The sequence below is a fragment of the Candidatus Symbiopectobacterium endolongispinus genome, from assembly GCF_018777385.1.
Taxonomy (GTDB): Bacteria; Pseudomonadota; Gammaproteobacteria; order Enterobacterales; family Enterobacteriaceae; genus Symbiopectobacterium; species Symbiopectobacterium endolongispinus.
This window is the reverse complement of sequence record NZ_JAFJYB010000003.1, coordinates 358,761-377,526: the sequence shown is the minus strand read 5'-3', so window position 1 is coordinate 377,526 and position 18,766 is coordinate 358,761. Positions and strand designations below refer to the sequence as shown.

The 18,766-nt window shown below is 39.9% G+C and carries 18 protein-coding genes and 2 pseudogenes; 1 reads left to right on the top strand and 19 read right to left on the bottom strand.

Annotated features, from left to right (window positions below; translation table 11 throughout):
* Positions 1–67: 67 nt before the first annotated feature.
* The 19 genes and pseudogenes from JZM30_RS13395 to wecA all read right to left on the bottom strand — a co-directional run bounded on the left by JZM30_RS13395 (position 68) and on the right by wecA (position 16,572).
* Complete coding sequence (locus JZM30_RS13395) at positions 68–1,255, bottom strand: DUF1972 domain-containing protein (protein ID WP_252319669.1); 1,188 nt, start codon at positions 1,253–1,255, stop codon at positions 68–70.
* Positions 1,236–1,541 (bottom strand): glycosyltransferase, encoded by a 306-nt coding sequence (locus JZM30_RS13390; protein WP_252319317.1) that lies wholly within the window; start codon positions 1,539–1,541, stop codon positions 1,236–1,238. Before JZM30_RS13390 ends, JZM30_RS13395 begins: the two co-directional genes overlap by 20 nt.
* Entirely contained in the window at positions 1,532–2,158 is a 627-nt protein-coding gene (locus JZM30_RS13385; protein WP_252319315.1) for a glycosyltransferase family protein, read from the bottom strand. The genes JZM30_RS13390 and JZM30_RS13385 overlap by 10 nt, the downstream gene beginning before the upstream one ends.
* Before the next feature lie 158 nt (positions 2,159–2,316).
* The gene (locus JZM30_RS13380; protein WP_252319314.1) at positions 2,317–2,856 is read right to left on the bottom strand and encodes an acyltransferase; all 540 of its coding nucleotides are present in this window, start codon (positions 2,854–2,856) and stop codon (positions 2,317–2,319) included.
* 25 nt (positions 2,857–2,881) lie between these two features.
* On the bottom strand, positions 2,882–3,193 hold the full coding sequence (locus JZM30_RS13375; protein WP_252319313.1) for a glycosyltransferase: 312 nt from the start codon (positions 3,191–3,193) through the stop codon (positions 2,882–2,884).
* A complete protein-coding gene (locus JZM30_RS13370; RefSeq protein ID WP_252319311.1) occupies positions 3,165–3,998 on the bottom strand; it encodes a glycosyltransferase in 834 nt (277 codons plus the stop codon). Before JZM30_RS13370 ends, JZM30_RS13375 begins: the two co-directional genes overlap by 29 nt.
* Positions 3,999–4,260: 262 nt before the next feature.
* Positions 4,261–4,815 (bottom strand): glycosyltransferase family A protein, encoded by a 555-nt coding sequence (locus JZM30_RS13365; RefSeq protein ID WP_252319310.1) that lies wholly within the window; start codon positions 4,813–4,815, stop codon positions 4,261–4,263.
* An 18-nt stretch (positions 4,816–4,833) separates the two neighbouring features.
* Positions 4,834–5,136, bottom strand: a complete 303-nt coding sequence (locus JZM30_RS13360; protein WP_252319309.1) for a hypothetical protein — start codon at positions 5,134–5,136, stop codon at positions 4,834–4,836.
* A gap of 961 nt (positions 5,137–6,097) precedes the next feature.
* On the bottom strand, positions 6,098–6,970 hold the full coding sequence (locus JZM30_RS13355) for a polysialyltransferase family glycosyltransferase (protein WP_252319308.1): 873 nt from the start codon (positions 6,968–6,970) through the stop codon (positions 6,098–6,100).
* 161 nt (positions 6,971–7,131) lie between these two features.
* Positions 7,132–8,280, bottom strand: coding sequence for a lipopolysaccharide biosynthesis protein (locus JZM30_RS13350; protein WP_252319307.1), 1,149 nt, complete (start codon positions 8,278–8,280; stop codon positions 7,132–7,134).
* 63 nt (positions 8,281–8,343) lie between these two features.
* Positions 8,344–9,048 (bottom strand): acylneuraminate cytidylyltransferase family protein, encoded by a 705-nt coding sequence (locus JZM30_RS13345; RefSeq protein WP_252319305.1) that lies wholly within the window; start codon positions 9,046–9,048, stop codon positions 8,344–8,346.
* A gap of 5 nt (positions 9,049–9,053) precedes the next feature.
* A complete protein-coding gene (locus JZM30_RS13340; protein WP_252319297.1) occupies positions 9,054–9,704 on the bottom strand; it encodes an HAD family hydrolase in 651 nt (216 codons plus the stop codon).
* The gene (locus JZM30_RS13335; protein ID WP_252319293.1) at positions 9,688–10,005 is read right to left on the bottom strand and encodes a hypothetical protein; all 318 of its coding nucleotides are present in this window, start codon (positions 10,003–10,005) and stop codon (positions 9,688–9,690) included. Before JZM30_RS13335 ends, JZM30_RS13340 begins: the two co-directional genes overlap by 17 nt.
* Positions 10,006–10,429: 424 nt before the next feature.
* Complete coding sequence (locus tag JZM30_RS13330; RefSeq protein ID WP_252319291.1) at positions 10,430–10,762, bottom strand: hydroxymethylglutaryl-CoA lyase-like TIM-barrel protein; 333 nt, start codon at positions 10,760–10,762, stop codon at positions 10,430–10,432.
* Entirely contained in the window at positions 10,735–11,271 is a 537-nt protein-coding gene (locus tag JZM30_RS13325) for a beta/alpha barrel domain-containing protein (RefSeq protein WP_252319289.1), read from the bottom strand. Before JZM30_RS13325 ends, JZM30_RS13330 begins: the two co-directional genes overlap by 28 nt.
* Before the next feature lie 282 nt (positions 11,272–11,553).
* Positions 11,554–13,754: pseudogene (gene wzc / locus JZM30_RS13320) on the bottom strand (tyrosine-protein kinase Wzc).
* Between the two features lie 15 nt (positions 13,755–13,769).
* A complete protein-coding gene (locus JZM30_RS13315; protein WP_252319287.1) occupies positions 13,770–14,204 on the bottom strand; it encodes an arsenate reductase/protein-tyrosine-phosphatase family protein in 435 nt (144 codons plus the stop codon).
* Between the two features lie 26 nt (positions 14,205–14,230).
* The gene (locus JZM30_RS13310; protein WP_252319285.1) at positions 14,231–15,367 is read right to left on the bottom strand and encodes a polysaccharide export protein; all 1,137 of its coding nucleotides are present in this window, start codon (positions 15,365–15,367) and stop codon (positions 14,231–14,233) included.
* 114 nt (positions 15,368–15,481) lie between these two features.
* Positions 15,482–16,572, bottom strand: a pseudogene (wecA, locus tag JZM30_RS13305) (UDP-N-acetylglucosamine--undecaprenyl-phosphate N-acetylglucosaminephosphotransferase).
* Between the two features lie 594 nt (positions 16,573–17,166).
* Between wecA and JZM30_RS13300 the strand changes: the two are divergent.
* Positions 17,167–18,753, top strand: coding sequence for a TerC family protein (locus tag JZM30_RS13300; RefSeq protein WP_252319283.1), 1,587 nt, complete (start codon positions 17,167–17,169; stop codon positions 18,751–18,753).
* Positions 18,754–18,766 lie beyond the last annotated feature (13 nt).

The window sequence follows — 18,766 nt, the reverse complement described above, 5'->3', positions numbered from 1 at the left end:
AGTTGGGCAATATTGACAGAGAGGTTCAGAATCAGGTTCAAAACGCGGAGAACTGGCAGGGAGTACCTCAACTACTAGGTTCACAATAAGAAATGCTATCCATTATTGTCGCCCATAACGGATACTTTTCGCATAGCTGTAGATAAGCTGACTCATACTGCCCGCGAACGACATTCCAAGTGTAGCGTCGCATGGCAATAGTTTTCATTTTTTCACCAATAACACGACTATCAACATGAGGGTTAGCAATATTATTCGCTAAATCTTTAGCAGTAGAAAAATAACAACAATTATTTTCAGTAGTGAACCGATTAAAATTGCAGTCGTAAGCGAAAATTACTTTTCCAAAATGCATTGCTTCAACCAGGGACGGGTTAGTCCCTCTGGCAGAATGTCCGTGTACATAACCAATGCTTTGAGTTCGGATTTGATATAAGACATTGATATCATAAATAGGCTCTATCATTTCAATATTGCGACAACCACTAAAGGCTCTCTTTAAATTTCGCCCATATTCACTTCGACTCCAGGTACCAATAAACTTCAGATGATGATCAGGCGACATTGAAAAACCTTCAAGTATCATATCAATGTTATTTTCTGGTTCAATTCTACAAATGGACAAAAAATAAGGTCTATTATCGTTGCAATTTGAGCTATCTAAATTATGTTCTTTTAGTGCATGGTCTCCGCCATAAGCAATAGTTAACGCATCGATGTTATACTCTTTAGCCACATATTGAGTGATCGCTTTATTATCTGCAATGACAATATTAGAAAAACGCACAGCACATCTCTCACTAAATTTTAAAAACAACCTAGTCCAACCGCGCCACTTCTCTCTTTTCCATTCAAGCCCATCAATGTTAGTAATAATTTCCCCGCGATACAAAAGACGAAAAATAGGAAGAAATATACATCCAGAAACACCAAGAATAAGAGTTATGTCAGGGCGAAGAATTAAAACCCTCAACAAAGAAACTATATCATAAAGAATGCTTTGCGCCCCATTGGCATTAAGTGGCACATAGCAGATATTAGCGCCCTTATAGGTTTTTATTTTTTTAGGATATGCTTTAGAAGATGAAAAAACCGTATAAAGAATTTCATGATGGCACTTATCTACCAAGTTATCGACTAAGGATTCAAAACCACCATAGCAAGCTGGCAAACCAACAGTCCCCACAATAGCAACGTGTAACTTATTTATATTCAATCTTGTTTTCATTTTATTTTTAACTAGGGTTGATAACATCAATGATATTTTTCTTATATTTATCTGAAGAAAAAAGAGTAGCGCGTTGTATACAGTTATGGGGTAAGGTCTGCCATCGTTCAAAATCCTGCGACAACATTGTTATGTAAGTTGAAATCTCGTCTAAGTTAGATGGCTCTATCAAACACCCGACCTCTTCAGTAACGAGTTTTACCGGCCCGCCATGAGGAGGAGCTATGACAGGAGTACCAAAGCTTATGCCCTCAAGCAAGGTAAGCCCAAATGTCTCAATGCACTGTTTCGGATCGCTCAAATTCACGACCATAAATGCACCAGCAAAAAAGCGCCAATATCTTCAGGAGTCCTATAAGAAGAGAAATTCGAGATATTTTCGACATGTGCGCAAAAATCACTAAAATCACGCTCAGAAGCATTCAATAACGCGACAAATTTCATCATTGGTAAGCGTTTGGCTAATGACACAAAAGTATAAATTCCCTTATATTGTTTAGGGGAACCTACAAAGAGAATCCTTCGCTCTTTAAATTTAATCTCCAGATTCAATTCAGGAACATTGAAATCGCGTCTTAATCCATTATAGACAACATGATCCATCGGCCTCTTCAAAGCTAACGTGCTTCGCACATAATGAGAGACGTAAATAATCTCATCCGCACATCGATTAGCTATCATCGTCAAAAACAGCATCAATGCGCGTGGTTTGATATATGTTTCATGAATATAACTTATGGTTTTATGGGCAAATAAACTTGCTGCAAGTATAGCCCCGAATGGTAACAGAGTATTAACGACCACGATGGTATCATTTCCTTTCCAACGTGCTTTTATCAGAAGAAAAGGAAGCAATAAAAACGTTCTAATCTGGGAAATAATATAACGCATCAACTGAAAATATTTATTGCGATGGGGTTTATATGGCACAGAATAATACCCCCAAATCACTCAAAAAACCAGAGGAATCGCTACTAATGATAGTAATATCATTATCCCAATTCTCTTTTATTGCTTCAATAGCATCTCTCAACACTCTAGGGCTACCGCTATAATCATTAAACAAATGAACAAAAAACGTTTTCATATTAAATTCTTTTTAAAATTCTAGCAGGAATACCACCGATGGCACATCCATCAGGAAATACTCCCTTCACTACAGAACCTGCGGCAACAACACACCCGTCACCAATCGTTGCGCCATCAAGCACAGTCACTACAGTCACTTTAGCGCCAATCCAACAATTTTTTCCAATAACGATCCCCTGATGACTCACGCCTTGCAGACGAATAAGTTGAGATTTATCATCAAACAAGTGGTTCTCTGGGTGTACGCTAAAATAGGCTCCAATGATAGTGTCATCGCCAATATGAACGCCACCAGCCCCACCAATATGACAAAAATCACCAATAACAATACCTTGTGATAATTTAAAATGGGATTTACCACGTAGCGTAACATGAGATCCAACCGAGACAACACAACGAAATCGAATAATCCCCCGAATTAGAGCAGAAGCATGCGCAAAACCAACTTGGAATAAATAACCAGAGGTAATTGCAGGATCAAACGTTATTGAACACCCCTTTATTTTGGTTGCAGCCCAAGCGATACATTTTTTCACCATCAGAAGACCTTATTAAATGCAGTTGTTAGATACAATATTTTAAAATAGCATCAATAGTTTTAGAAAAGGTAACATCTGCACTAAAACGACGATTGAATTCTAATTTCGTATTGTTAACTAACTCATTATATAAAACATCATCTGTACTGAATTCAAGAATAGACTGCCTGAACGCATCTGCAGAATCTTCACATAAAAGTCCTGTTCTTCGATCTTCAATTAGTTCAGGCACGCCGCCAACCCGAGTGGAAATAACAGGTACGCCCACCGACATAGATTCAGCTATCACCAAAGGTGTAGCATCTGCGTTATTGTCGGTTGGTGTAGTCAGTAACATTACATCGATCTGCGCAAAAAACTTGTGGGCTACAATGCCCTAAAAACTGAACATCTACGCCTTGCGCATATTGCTCCAGATACTCACGGTGCGGGCCTTCACCAGCGATTATCAATTTAATCTGGCCATTTAATCCACGAATGCTATCAATCGCTAATTCTACATTTTTTCCCGGCGTCAAACGAGAAATCCTGCCAATAACAAAAGGACGCTTAGCTTTAGATACTGTCGTTAAAGCAAGCTGATTATCAATAACCAGTGGGGGAACGCCATTGTAAACGACCTCACACCTATTATAACTTGGTATAAACTTCAATAAATTACGCCGCGCAACTTCATTAATAGCAATAAATAATTTTATTTTTCTAAATGCGGCGTAAAACAAATACCTTACAAAAAAACCTGAAATGCCTTTTCTCTTGTTTAAAGCAGATAAATAAGACTCATTGCTATGACCAATACAAACAACTTTGTGGTGAGATAAACATGCAGCGAACAACCCTGATTCTGGTAATCCGTTCAAAAACAATATATCCGTGACATGTTTTTTACAATAATTATTATTAATCAAAAATATATTTTTCAGCTTATTCACTTGTGAAAGTGATGCGTTCACTTTAAAAACATGATCTACTGACGCAGATAATTCATCATACAGTCGCTTATTACATACCCCCACAGATATGTAAAACCCGCTCTTCATCCGCAAATAGCCAACCAAATTTTTGATATACACTTCTCCCCCACCATATATTGAAGATGGAGCTACAATAAGTATATTTTTCATCTTATTGCCAACATCCAAGCTAGGGCGCCCTGTATATAACCCAATAAGAAAACGAACTTAAATATCGATTTTTTTCCACGAGCGCGAATCAGATTGGTAATAGATTGCCAGAAAATCAGCGCTGCACTTTTTAATAACCTATAACGCGAAAAATGCTTCATTCGGTATGCCGCTAATCCAGCGCCATAATAAAATGTGCGCTTAATATCTAAAGCATCATCCTCTTTTGCGGCGTGGTAAACGTATACGGCTGGATTAAAATGCCCTTTACCGTTCTCACCTAAAAATCGAAACTGAAAATCATGTTCTTCGCAAGCGCCCCAAATAAATCCAGAACCAACCCCACTCGTTCATCAAACCGTATTAGCTTGGCATGCTGGAGGAAGAAAAGTGTGAATGAGCACCCCAGTGGATACAAATGATTAAAATCACACGTTTTGTTAGGTGACTGAATCAATGATGCATCACAAGTAGCATCTTTTGTATTCGTGGAAAAAATCTTATATTCACCATTATATTGAGAAAAGAAATTCAATACAGAGCTTAAAACATTTTGACTATAGCAGCAGTCATCATCCGGAAAAGCAATAATATCCCCTTCTACGTAACTCAGCCCCAGGTTTCTCGCACGAGAAAGTCCGTGTTGCATTTGTTTAATATGTTTTAATTTTTCAACTGGAAACTTGGTTCTTTCAATAATTAAATTAATGCGATCATCTGTATTTTGGTCAATAATAAGCTCATAGTTGCTGTAATCCTGCGCCAGTAGCGAGAGAATAAAACCAGTAACCTCTTCTGCTCGGTTCAAGGTACATAATATTAGTGAAAATTTCATCCAAAAACACTCTTCGCATCAGTTATATTTTAAAGATTTCCATTCACGCCTATCATTGGCAACGTTACGCGTTAAAAAATCCACATACTCAAGTGGCGTTGCATAAACAAATTTCCCATCAGCAAACAATGCCATGTCATTTTTATTTTCAGTAAACGAATACACTTTTGCCACGAATATTAATGGAATTAGCGTTGCAACAAAAAACCAGTTTATAGTTCCACTTCTTGAAAAAGTAAAATACAACAAGGGACCAGTAAGGAAAGTAATGATGGCATGATTTATTCTCAAGGATATACCAGACATTACAACTTCCATCACAACGACTCCAAGTAACCAAGATGTAATGATTAATAGTACCCTGGACTCAACTTGATTAAACATACATGCTATGCTAAAAACAATCAGTGCAAAAAATATTCTTTATAAGCAGAAAGAATTATCGGTAAATCCACACCCTCGCCATTCAAATATGCATCAATTTTGAAATAGCGATAATTTTCTAAAAAGGTTCTAGAAATGTATCAAAAAATAAAATTACAAACACCGATGATATAGAAAAGAATAAAAAAGACCTAAAGTTAATACTAGTAAGAAACCTAAAATAGAAAAAAATGATCAGTGCAGAAAAATGAAAAACTATTGCCAACATTAAATACGCAATGATTTTTTTCTTTCTATAGAAAAAATAGCGAACAGTATAAATATTGATGAGTAACTTTGACGCAATAAATTTGATTCTCCGGTAAAGCCCAAAAACAAACATGCAGTCAATATAAATAAAGATTTATTCCTTACATTTTTCAATAAATGTTTATGAAGAAAAAGAAAATACAATGTATTAATAAATAATAGATGAATAAACAGAAAAAGCCTAGGTGAGCAATAAGGAGAGAACCAAGATATTATAAAACTAACGAGTGAAAACCCAAATTCTATGCCACTACCGAATTCAAACAAAGCCATCAAATTACCGCGAGACAATGCAATAAAGTTTTTGTAATAATCAGATAAATCATCTTTCATCGTTTCAAAAAGGCCACGGGTACTGCCGAGATATGATAAAAGAACGACAATCAAGCTTATAACAAGGATATAAAGAAATTTACTTTTTTCACTGCTAACATCTAATATTGTTAATAAAGGAAAGCAAAAAAATCAATGTTATATATGGCGAGAAGGGAAGAATAAGGACCATAATAGTCCCTAGCAGACCAAAAATTAGCAATGCAACGTTTACATTGATTCTATATCGCAGATTATTATATATTTCCATTAGAGCTCATACACAATGATGTTTAAATAAATTTAATATGTGGAAAGCTTTTTTATACACAAAATATAAATTACTTAACTCATTTATATTATCATATTTATAAACTCTCTCTAAAACTGAACTGTATGTGATTTTTTTATTTATCGAAAAACCATAAATGGGGGTAGAAGAACCGAACCCACAAACTTCACCGCCTTCAACCATACTAGAAACAATCTCTTCTGCTGCAATTTCTTTTTCATAGGGTTCAATAGCTATCGATTTATTGCAAATATCTCTCAGGTTTTCAATAACCTGATTGCGCATCTCAATTGATTCACAAGGATGGAATTTTATATACAGTTTCTCGTGTTCAGGTACTCTGTTGACAAAGACCAACATTGCATCTAGTTGTTGCTTAAAAGTTATTGACGGAAAGTCTAATGTGACAGGCCTTAATAGAAAAAGATACTTCACAGAAGGCTCATCAACACCTTCATACACTATATTTATTATTTTATTATTCTTATTATTTAACGGGAAAATAGAGTACCAATAATCAAGTTTAACATGGTATCCTCTTCGTATTCCTAAACACATCAAAGAAATATGCTCCACCCAATATTTTATCTGATTGATAACACCTCTTTTTCTTCCACGCGTATTGGTATAAAAGCAACTACCTTCTTCATAAAAATTTATTGTTATACCTGCTCTCCTTGCAACTTTCACATAAAGAGAATCTTTTTCATGCAACGGATAATGCACAAAAACATCTGAAACTTGATTGTTATAATAAAATGCTTCAATATCTTTTTCATGCTTTCTTAGTGTTGCAATATTGAATAGATAATTGATACCCGAAAAAAATAATTTAAATTTTTGTAGGGTAAATCTCAATCCCTACAGGCACTGTTGATTTAATCTTACCAAAGTACCCCTCCGTTTCATTTTCGACAGAAAAAATAATTTTCCTATTACTCATATACTGCTGACATATAGCATGTGCAGTTTTTACCGAAAGGAAATTTCGTATTAAAAAGGATACCATTAATACTTCTCTATTTTATAACCCTTGACCGCAGTAAGTAAATTAACAACATTACAATAGAAAAACAATAAGAAACACTTGCACTCCACACAATACCCGAAACACCATATCGTTTAGCTAATAAAATAGAAAACGACGAGTGGGCTAATGCGCCAAACAAAGCGATCGATGACAGAATACCGAGTTGACCGATAGCTGTTAGAACGTTACATATAAATAAAAAAACGCCATGACACAATATACCAACAAGCATAGGAAGTAATAAATCATGCGACTCGTAATAACTAGGTGGTAATAAATACTTGAATAGCACTGGTGAGACAATGTAAAAACAAAACGTAAGAACTAACATTGTCATGAAGTATTTTATTAACATATATAATAATTCTTTTTTATCTCCTTGATTTACCGAACTAAAAACCCTTGGCATTATACTATTATTTAACGCCAAAGATATAACACTCATAATCAATAACAATTGCATTGCCACATAGTATAGCCCAAGAGTGGCAGAGCCAAGAACATATTGGATAATAACTCGATCCATCCCTGCACGTAACCACCAACTTATACTAGTCAGTACAGATTTAGCACCAAAAAGTGTGCATGGCTTTATTCCATAAACAATTCTACCGAATGAGAGATCAGGGATACGAAGTAATATAATCACGACAAAAAAACCGATAATAATCGGCGTAACGATAACCGAAGTTATTCGCCCAGAAAACCCAAACCCACTATAAAGAAAAGCAACTGTAGTAATCACAGACACAATAGCTAATGATATATTTACAGCACCTACATGTAATGGCCTTTTTTGCATTTGATATTTGCATATCATTAAAGCACAAAATGATTGAAACAACCCTACCAAAGGAAGCCATGCATAATAGCTCAAATGTTCAAAGCTAATTAAATATATTACTAATAGTATCTGTAAACAGCAAAAGATGACTAATGATAAAGTAGCTGGAACCAAGATCAAAGAAAGATCACGTTCATCTTTGAAATATTGAAATCGATAATAATTTTGACCACCAAACGTTATCAATATAGTACATATTTCCACTCCAGTTAGAAAGAAGTTAACATTACCATATTCCTCAACTGTTAAAAAATGAGTAACAATTGGAATCAAAAAAAAGAATTGCTTTGACAACAATATCGCTAAAAACATATAGAATAGCGTTAAAAGCAACCTCTTTATCTGCTTTATTTTTTATCATTTAAATTCTTTGGAAAAATAATATTCGTAAACTTTTTCCGCAATTATAAAATAATCCAGCCAATCAATATCTATTGAACAAAGTCCTTCTTGAACATTGATGAAAGGTGACAACCCCATACGGTCATGATGATTAATATAAATATCTGTAGAGGCAATAAATGCAGCACTATCAATTTCATAAATAGGAGGAATAGTTTGCGTTCTTGGCCATTTCTCTATATCTCTATCATAGTTAATTGGTTTTTTCTCATCCCATAAAAAACCCTGTATTTTCTTAGCAGTTATAAGTGAGTCATAGCCATAATTCAATTTTTCTTTATATTTTTTAATTAAATCTTGATAATGTTCCCCCGTTACTAACGGTGAAGTTACATGAGTCCATAAAACGTCCCCACTATCAATTACCCTTTTAGAGATCAACTCCGCCACATATTTTATTAACGCATATGTTGTTGTTTCGCTACTACCTAGATGATCAGGTCGTTCATCTATCATGATGCGACTATCCGAGATCTTCTTTGTAAAATCTAAGACACGTTCATCATTAGATGATACAACTATTATATCTAACATCTTACAGTCGAGTAGCTGTTTTAATTTTATTTCTAATAACCCCCCCGGTATACCAGCGAAAGGCTTAATGTTCTTATCTGGAATCCTCTGGCTTCCTTTTCTGCAAGGCAAAAATGCTGTAATCAATTTTACTACTCCCAATACTCAAGTACTGGAAGTTTGTGCTGTAGGCACAATGCCATCAACTCTTGTTTGACATTTGAATAAGGCAGATAGCCAATAAACTGGATACCATTAGTAACAGCAGCATTTATATCTGAGATCGCATCCCCCAAAAGAACACATTCCCGAGGGTCTGAACCTGCTGCGATGATCTTTTTCACAATATCGGATTTAGCCATAGGAGAACCATAGATATCGGAAAAGTAGCGATCTAATTTACGTTGCGTAAAAACCCATCGCAACTCTTCCTGCTCTGAACCACTTGCTACATATTTCTCACCGCAGATATTATTTATCATCTTCAAAAAACCTGGTGTTATATTAGCCATAAGATAAAGTTCTTTGCAGGAATTCGAATAACTGGATAATATATCTTTTCTAATTATTTCTCTTTCATCCTCATCAATATAAATATACTCATCCAGAAAAATATTTACATGATGAAACCGAGATTTACCAAAATTATTTTTAAAATAATCAATACAATCAGAAATTACATTTACATTACCTAAAACATTAATTAAGGACTGACGCATAGCTTCAATTTTTAAAGAATTTGAATCAAAGATCACTCCATCACAATCAAATATATAAGTCTTAAACTTATTCGTGAATAGCATAGACCGAACCTTGAGCTATAGGATAAGTGGTTGGTGTTATGGCTTGCATTTTTTCTAACGAACCCAATTGCTGATAACGTGCTAAAATATCAATCATTTCTTTCTGACGTTGATCACCTTTCTCATAGCCATCAAACCCAGCCAACGCGATACTTTTTGCCTGCCCTAAAATTAGAATAGCAAATACATAAGCCGCAGTAAGGTCATGAGGCGAAATAAGGTAGCTTTCATTTAATTCAAAAATGTTAGGTTTAATATCTAACCCATAATCAAGAAGTGTATTCTCTTGTAGTAATTCCAATTCTTCAATACCTAACCGATTTTTTTGGTAAGATGATTGGCTGCTTTAATGCTTTGTATTTTGACGCATCAGAAAAAATTTAGAATTGTGCGAAATAACATAAAAATCAATATAATCTGTTGGAATACTTTCGACTATATTAACTAAAATCACTACGGTTTTTTTATATTCGATATACTACTTAATGGCGTCGGCATATTTTTTGACAGATGAACCATTAGCTAAAACCAACACACTTCGACCTTTCAAAATGCCTACTATATCTCGCGTCTTAGCAATCGAGAACGTCAGTGCAGTATCCAACACATCACCGTTATACGCTGTCGTTCCATCTAATTCACTTAAATAATCTAATGCACCAACAATTTCGTCCGTACCATAGTGAGTGTTAGACAGAAGATTTTGTATATAAGTAGGGTGAATATCATTCTGAGCTCCAAGAAAATATAACAGACCTGTACCCCAGCCATATTTTTTGCATCGCCTCAAAGTAACAAATCACTAGTTCATATATAGGTTTTGCATAATAAACACTACCTTTCTTATCCAAAACAGCTAATAAATATTCAGTAGGTGTGTTTCCCGCGCCACGGCCCATACCAGTAATAGTAACATCTAACCATTCAACACCTTCCGCGTCAGCTGTTAACGTATTTTCAAGCCCCTTTCCCATATTATTATGCGTATGGATACCTAAAGGCCCAGTCCAGTATCTTCTTAGCGCAGTAATTATTCGCCTAACCTCGCTTGCATCCATTGAACCCAGTGAATCAGCAAAATAAAGGACATCCACGACGCCCATTCTGCTACTTGTCGGGCTTTATCTGCAATCACATCGCTCGCTTTTCCTCCGGCCTGCATAAGATTATAGCCAACAAGATAACCTAACGATTTGAGTCTTTTTAGTATTTTTTCACTTCGTTCAACTTCATTAAAATGTGCTGCAACTCCCACTAGATCAATTTTGCTTTTTCCAGCTTCGACGAACAACGCATCCTCTACATCCAAAGGGGAAGACAAAATGGTTTTAGCATCAACCATTACCCCGTATACAGGGCCTTCTGGTAACTCAAGAGTGGAAAGATGCTCTTCAGTGGTATAAGAGTAGGCGCCAACAAAACCAGGTTTAGAAAAATTTCGCAAACCTAATTCAATATAATCAATATTTGCAGCAGCAGCGTCTAAATAGGCTTTAACAATTAATGGATCAAAATCCCAATTATTGTAATAACCGCCATCCCTTAGAGTACAGTCAAGAATTTTCACAAGGAACTCCTTGTTAATTAATTTTTGGTCAGTCATGAAAATAATTTAATATATGTATTTAAAAAATCTCACACACTTATATTTATGTTCCTAACACCGAACAGAACTGAATATATTTAATTATTTATAAATATAGTCTAACTATATAGCGTAGACTTTACATGAATGATAATAACACGGAATCATCGCATTAATAATTTCAGCAGATTACACATGAGATACAAACTAAATAATGCATCCTATTTCTTTTTTAATTTTATTGCGATAAATAATTTCATGGCACTAATGAGTACCAGCACCATGAAATGAACGATATTTTTGTGATTTATAGTCATAAGTATAGTAATGATAATTACCATATCCATAATAACCAGCAGCACGCTTAACAATTGCGTTAAGAATCACACCTTTGATCCCGGAACCATTTTGTTCAAAGCGACGAATACTGACTTATACTTCTTTTACTGTATTCATTTCAAAACGAGCGACCAGTAATGAAGTTCCTGCATGATGACTAATGATTGCGGCGTCAGTAACTGCAAGAATCGGCGGTGTATCCAACAGTACAAGATCATACTTTTCTGCTGCCCACTTAATAAAACCAGCAAAACGGGCGTTCATTAGTAATTCAGAAGGATTAGGAGGTATCTGCCCACGCGGAATAAAATCCATATTCTCTATGTGCGTATTATTCACTGAGTCCTTAGCTAGAACCAGTCCAGAAAGAATATCTGACAGCCCATTGTTACTTTGGACACCCATCAATTCATGGGCATATCCTTTACGCATATCACAATCAACAACCAGCACGCACTGCCCCGCCTGAGTGATGACCGCTCCCAAATTTGCACTGATAAATGTTTTGCCAATCGAAGGGCTAGCTCCAGAGATCATCAGCACATTGTTTTTTGCTTCCATCATTGCAAAATGCAGGCTAGTGCGCAGACTGCGGATGGCCTCAATGGCTAAGTCGGCGGGGTTACCGATCGCCAACAGCTCAGTGGAGCGGGTATTGCTTTTCCTGCCTTTCGCCAACAGGGCTTTGTCCTTCTTCTGTTGCCATTCAGAAAGAGGCGCGCTAGCATAGACGTTAATCCCTAACTCTTCAAGCTGCTCAGGGCTTTCGATGCCTTTGTGCAGCAAGGTTTTCAAAATCACAAATGCTGTCGAGGCCACCCACCTAGAATCATTGCTAACAGCACAATCAATGCTCTTTTGGGTTTAACGGGTTTAGGCTGCACAACGGCCTTGTCGATAATGCGTACATTTCCTACCGTGCTGGCTTTATTGATGCTGAGTTCCTGCTGTTTATTCAGCAGTTGCATATAGACTTCTTGACCTGCCTGCACATCACGGGTTAAACGCAAAATCTCTTGCTGGGTTTTCGGCATGGCACCGACACGTTTATTCAGCTTATCGCGCTCTTGCTGCAAGGTTTTGCGCTTCTCCATTAACGCATGGTAGGCCGGGTGCTCACGGGTATAGAGTTTGGAAATTTCAGCTTCTTTAAAGGTCAACTCATTAAGCTGAGATTCAACAGATACCATCGTATCCAAAACCGCTTTTGCTTCGAGCGAGAGATCAACAGAATCATTCTGCTGGCGGAAGGTATTTAATTTATTCTCTGCATCATTTAACTGACCACGGATATTAGGCAATTGCTCTTTCAAAAACTCAAGGCTACGCGCCGCTTCTTCCGATTTACGCTCTACATTCTGCTGCAAATAATTTTGGCTGATGCTGTTCAAAATTTTAGTGGTTAACGTCGGGTCAATACCTTCCAAACTTAGACCTAAAACACCGGTATCTTTCCCTTTGTCTGCGACACCAAAATCATCCAACAAACCATTAATAGCAGTTAAAGTGTTCAACTTTCTTACTCGGAAAATCGTACCTTTTTCAGCTTCAATATCACTGACAAGTATTTCAATACTGTTGTGGTTTTCTACTTGACCAACTTTGCCATCAAAGCTGAGTGTATCACCGCTAGATACGCGATAATTTTGGTTATCGAGCACTTCGAGCGTAATCACTTCATCTTGCCAACTTTCCGGTACATCCAAACGTGAAACGGCAATTTTACCCGGCTCAGCACCCGTTAACCGCGCAAAACCCCGCCCAACGAGAGGAAAATACTTCTGACGTACATCAATATCTAATGCCAGATCCGTAATGGTTTTCCCCATAACCATTCGCGATTTAATTAGCTCAATTCCGGCAGCTGATTGTGGCTTAGCATCCGGCAACATGCTGGAGATATCTTTTATCAGAGAATCGCCGCCGCTTTGCTCCACCTGAATCAATGCATCCGTTTTATAAATCGGTGTAGCCAGCATGGCATATGCAATACCAACAATGGTAAAGAGCGCCGTCACACAAATAATTAACCAACGATTATCTAGCAGGGTTACAAGCAATCGCCCCAAATCAACCTCATCTGAACGATCAATTTCAGATGTTTTCACTGAATTTTTCTCTGCCATCGGTTTCTCTGAAAATTATCGATTTAAAGCCTGCGCCCATTTTTGGGCCGACTGCTCTAATTGCAAATAAACAAATTCAAAAGCCTCGCGACTTTTGCGATAAGGGTCAGCAATTTCTTGCTGGTTCAGCCAGTGGCCAAACAACATGGTCTTGCCACGCACTTCCGGGGCCATGCGCCCCACGGCATCGATGTGGCCTTTTTCCATCACCAAAATCAGGTCATATTCGCGACATAGGGATTTGGTGAGTTGCTTGGCTGAGTGCCCTTCCAATGAAAGGCCGTGCGCACTGGCTACATAGCTGGCAGTTTTATCTGCTGCATGCTCAACCAGAGCCCCCAGTCCCGCAGAAGCGATTCTTTTGCTCGGCAATAGCTGTTTTAACAACCGCTCCCCGGTCGGGGAGCGGCAGATGTTGCCTACGCATACCACTAAAATGGAATCAAACATGACGTTTTTCGCGTATAAGTGAACGATTAAGGCCAGGTACGAATACGCAATGCGCTTTCGGTCAGGTCATTAAAGCCAGAGATGGTCGGCACCAGTTGTGACACAACGCGGTTCCAACGCGCAATCGGTGCGGTAGTTACGTACACCACATCATAGGGCTGTAACTGAAACTCAGTGCCCATCGCCAGTGCGGTCGCATCTGCAGTATTAAGCTGATAAATATCGGCCAGTTTCGGGCCTTGAGTACCACGCAGCGGACGAATAACAAACACACCGGTAGCATCAGACATCGCCTGATCCATCCCTTCCGCATTGCCTAACGCTTCAGTGAGCGTCATGCCGCTGCGGTCCATTTTCAGCGTGCTTTGCTTTTTCACTTCCCCCATCACAAACACCTTCAGGCCATCGTTACGCGGCACATAAAGAATATCGCAAGGGTATAGAAGTTGGTTCTGAAACAGTTCGCCGTTTTGCATCAGCGCCTGGAGGGAAATGCGTTTTTCCTGCCCGTTATGGGTTAACACCACGTTACGCCAGTCGGCGTTTTCCGTCAGCCCACCGGCTTTATTGATGGCATCCAGTATAGTTAGCGGTACGTTAGTAACGGCCTGCTGACCAGAAGTCACCACTTCACCAGAAACATACACTTTCTGAGAACGGAATGCGGCAATGCTTACCTCCACCTGAGGAGATTCAATATACTGTGCCAGGCGACCCATGATCTCATCACGCACTTGGGTTACCGTTTTGTCTGCTACTTTCACCTTACCAATGTAATGGTAGAAGATAGTACCATCAGAATGGACCCAGTTGCCAGTATCTGCTACTGCACGGTAAGTACCTGCCGGGGTGGTCAATTCAGGGTGATCCCATACGGTAATCATCAGCACGTCACCGACGCTCATATGATATTCGTAGCTTTGCAGTTCACGATCCAGCGCTGAGTTTGCTTGAGCTACCAGCGGTTTTGCCCGCATTTTCTCAATCAGGTAGGGCGTCATCGGGTAAACATTAACCAGTTTACTGATGTTGAAATCTGCATCCTGTTGTTTAATCACTTCCTTGCCACCAGTCGTCAAATGCGAACCAGGAAAAATGGTACAACCGCTCAGCAACGCGACAGATACCATCACGGGTATCACTTTTCTTTTGTAAGCTATCATCCTGTTTATGCCATCACTTTTAATAAGTTATAAGTTGCCGCCGATCCTCTGCCTCTATCATAAAGAATTCGGGTGCTATTGATTCCATGAGTTACGGCTGTAAAAACGGGTAATTTACTTGTTCAGTGGCGTTTGGTTCACTTTACTGTGCAAACTCTCGGACTGATCACTACCGCGGCGAGCCCACGTCAGCAAACGCCATACCCGGCTAATTGACCAGAAATATCCGACGAATGCCAGTAAAAACAGGCCAAGCATAACAGACTCTCGGATTCCTGCACGCTCGCCAATAATACCTACCAGCGCAAAGATAAACGCCACACCAACAATGGCTAACAGGGTTTGGCGCGGCCCCAGCCCCGCACGCAGTAAAATATGATGAAGATGCTCGCGGTCAGGTTTGAAGGGGCTGTCGCCACGGCGAATCCGGCGCGTCATGATGGTGACCATATCCATCAGCGGCACGGCGATAAACCATAATGCAGTAACCGGGCGTATTACGGCGTCATGCCCTTGCCGTGGCGACAATCAGCAACCAGATAACGGTAAAGCCAATCAAGGTGCTGCCAGCACCGCCCATAAAGACTTTAAATTTTTGTCCCCAGGGGATACCGAGATTGAGAAGAATATAAGGAATGGATGCAGCCAACAGGCACAAACTCCACTGCGCCAGTTCATGCTCACCATCCAGATAAAACATCACCGCCAGCGCACCAAAGGTGACGCAAGAGAGTGCGCCCAGTAAGCCATCGATGCCATCGACCATGTTGAAAGCATTGATAGCTCCCCAGACGGCGAGCAGCGTTACTGCGTAGCCCGCCCAGCCCAGCACCAGTTCGTAACAGAAGAGAATGTTACCCAGGCTCGCAAGATGAAGCCCGGAATACATCATGATGCTGGCAACCAGCGCTTGCAGGAAAATACGAGGCATAACAGGGAGATCGAAGCGGTCATCCAGTACGCCAACGAAAAGTAATGCGCTGACGCAGACCATATAGAGGGAGAAATCAGGTAGCCATTCAGGGTGAAGGGCATAGAGGATCCAGAGCGCGAGATAAATAGAAACGCCCCCCACCAAGGGAATATGCCCGCGGTGTTTTTTTGCGCGAGTTCGGTTTATCCACTAACCCTACTTTTATTGCGCTTTTTCTTGCCAGAAAAAGCGCAATAAAAGCGCTTATAAAGATAACCGTAATTTCTTGCATTTTTGCACCATCATCAACCGTGAAGTTACTTCGCACCAGGCACGCTACCGCCCTTGGCTTATAGCCGCCAACGTGCTGTTAAAATACGGAATACCGTCCGTGGACCACATTATGATTCCTGGGTACTTATTTATTGTTACGGGCTAGTCAAGCAAAAAAACCACAAAACTTTCAGAAAAAGACTCTATAGTGCCGCGCACGCCACTATAGTATGGAGCACATTTCACTCGGTACAGGAAGTTCGTGGATTTACAAAGATTTTCAGATTAGGCCTATCCCGCGCAACAAAACCGCAATAACCTTAGGAAATCACATGTCTTTTTATGTTTGAGTGTTTTTTTAAACAAAACGGTTTTATTTAATAATTCCTTATAAATGCTAGCGCTCTTGCGCATGGCTAGATACCGTTTTTTGAAAGTTAGCGATTTTAAATCAGCAAGCTACAATGCTAAATAGTTGTAAACAAAGTAATTATGTTTGCAATAATTTTATGAAAATGTTGTCTGGCGGGCAATGTCCCCACAAATGCTGGTTCAATGTGGGCTGCGCTGCTACCCTATATCGGTTCTGGTTGATGAAGGTGAAAAAATTTATATGGAGTGGATCGCTGATCCCACTATCTGGGCCGGTTTGGCAACGCTTGTTGTGTTGGAACTGGTATTAGGTATCGATAACCTTGTCTTTATTGCCATTCTGGCGGAAAAACTCCCCGAAAAACTCAGAGATCGCGCCCGCGTTGTGGGCCTGTCACTTGCGCTGTTGATGCGCTTGGTGCTGCTTGCCTCTATGTCCTGGCTGGTTTCCCTCACCGCCCCGCTTTTCACCCTGTTTCAACAGCCGTTTAGCGCGCGCGATATCATTATGGTGATTGGCGGGCTGTTTCTGCTGTTCAAGGCCACGGTAGAACTCAATGAGCGGTTAGAAGGCAAAGATCAGGAGCAGCATGGCCAACGTAAAAGAGCGCGCTTTTGGGCTATTGTGACACAAATTGTAATTCTGGATGCCATTTTTTCGCTTGATTCGGTGATTACTGCTGTCGGCATGACGGATCATCTGCTGGTGATGATGTCTGCCGTCACCATAGCCATTGGATTAATGCTGCTCGCCAGCAAGCCGTTAACCCGGTTTGTAAACGCTCACCCGACTATCGTCATTCTTTGCCTCAGCTTTCTACTAATGATCGGCTTTAGTCTGGTTGCAGATGGTTTTGGCTACCATATTCCCAAAGGCTACCTCTATGCAGCGATCGGTTTCTCTGTATTGATTGAGGTGCTAAACCAGGTTGCTCAGTTTAACCGCCGCCGTTTCCTCACCTCTGATGTGCCGCTGCGCCAGCGTACTGCCGATGTGATCCTGAAAATCCTGCGCGGCGAGCATGAAGATGCGGAATTGAATAACCAAACCTCGGACCTGATTGGCGACAACGCACAAAGCGGTAATGCTGTGTTCAACCGTCAGGAACGGCGCATGATCGAACGCGTGCTCGGCATGGGACAGCGTAGCGCGAGCAGCATCATGACATCCCGCCACGATATCATCGCCGTTGAGCTTCAGTCTCCCCAAGATGCGCTGGCAGCGCTGTTGGAGAAAAGCCCACACACGCGACTGGTAGTGATGGATAGTCCTACCTCGGATGAACCGGTTGGCATCGTGCACGTGGCTTCCCTGTTGCAACAACAGTTGCGCCATGAACAGCTCGATCTGCATAAGCTGGTGCGCCAGCCGCTGGTGTTCCCTGAGCAGATCTCTTTGCTACAGGCACTAGAGCAGTTCAGAACGGCAAAAACCCACTTCGCTTTTGTGGTAGATGAATTTGGTTCAGTAGAAGGCATTGTTACGCTGAGCGATGTCATGGAAACCATCGCAGGAAATCTGCCGGTCGAAGGAGAAGATGTCGATGCGCGCCACGACATCACGCAAAATGAAGACGGGAGCTGGATTGCCAACGGCTATACGCCACTGGAAGATCTCGCCATGTACATCCCTCTTACCCTGGATGAAAAACGCGAGTATTACACACTGGCCGGTTTAATGATGGAATATTTGCAGCGGGTGCCGCAAGAAGGCGATGAGCTCACCATCGACGGCTATCGCTTCAAGATATTAAGCATGGAGAGCCACCGTATTGTTAAAGTGGCAATCACTCAGGAGCATATGCCTGAGCAGGATTATGAGGTATAAAAGTGAAGCATCC

Coding starts and splice junctions, on each gene's coding strand:
- JZM30_RS13395 (WP_252319669.1), bottom strand. CDS start 1,255: ATGTTATCAACCCTAGTTAAAAATAAAATGAAAACAAGATTGAATATA.
- JZM30_RS13390 (WP_252319317.1), bottom strand. CDS start 1,541: ATGGTCGTGAATTTGAGCGATCCGAAACAGTGCATTGAGACATTTGGG.
- JZM30_RS13380 (WP_252319314.1), bottom strand. CDS start 2,856: ATGGTGAAAAAATGTATCGCTTGGGCTGCAACCAAAATAAAGGGGTGT.
- JZM30_RS13375 (WP_252319313.1), bottom strand. CDS start 3,193: ATGTTACTGACTACACCAACCGACAATAACGCAGATGCTACACCTTTG.
- JZM30_RS13365 (WP_252319310.1), bottom strand. CDS start 4,815: ATGAAATTTTCACTAATATTATGTACCTTGAACCGAGCAGAAGAGGTT.
- JZM30_RS13340 (WP_252319297.1), bottom strand. CDS start 9,704: ATGCTATTCACGAATAAGTTTAAGACTTATATATTTGATTGTGATGGA.
- JZM30_RS13330 (WP_252319291.1), bottom strand. CDS start 10,762: ATGGATGCAAGCGAGGTTAGGCGAATAATTACTGCGCTAAGAAGATAC.
- JZM30_RS13315 (WP_252319287.1), bottom strand. CDS start 14,204: ATGTTTGATTCCATTTTAGTGGTATGCGTAGGCAACATCTGCCGCTCC.
- JZM30_RS13310 (WP_252319285.1), bottom strand. CDS start 15,367: ATGATAGCTTACAAAAGAAAAGTGATACCCGTGATGGTATCTGTCGCG.
- JZM30_RS13300 (WP_252319283.1), top strand. CDS start 17,167: ATGGAGTGGATCGCTGATCCCACTATCTGGGCCGGTTTGGCAACGCTT.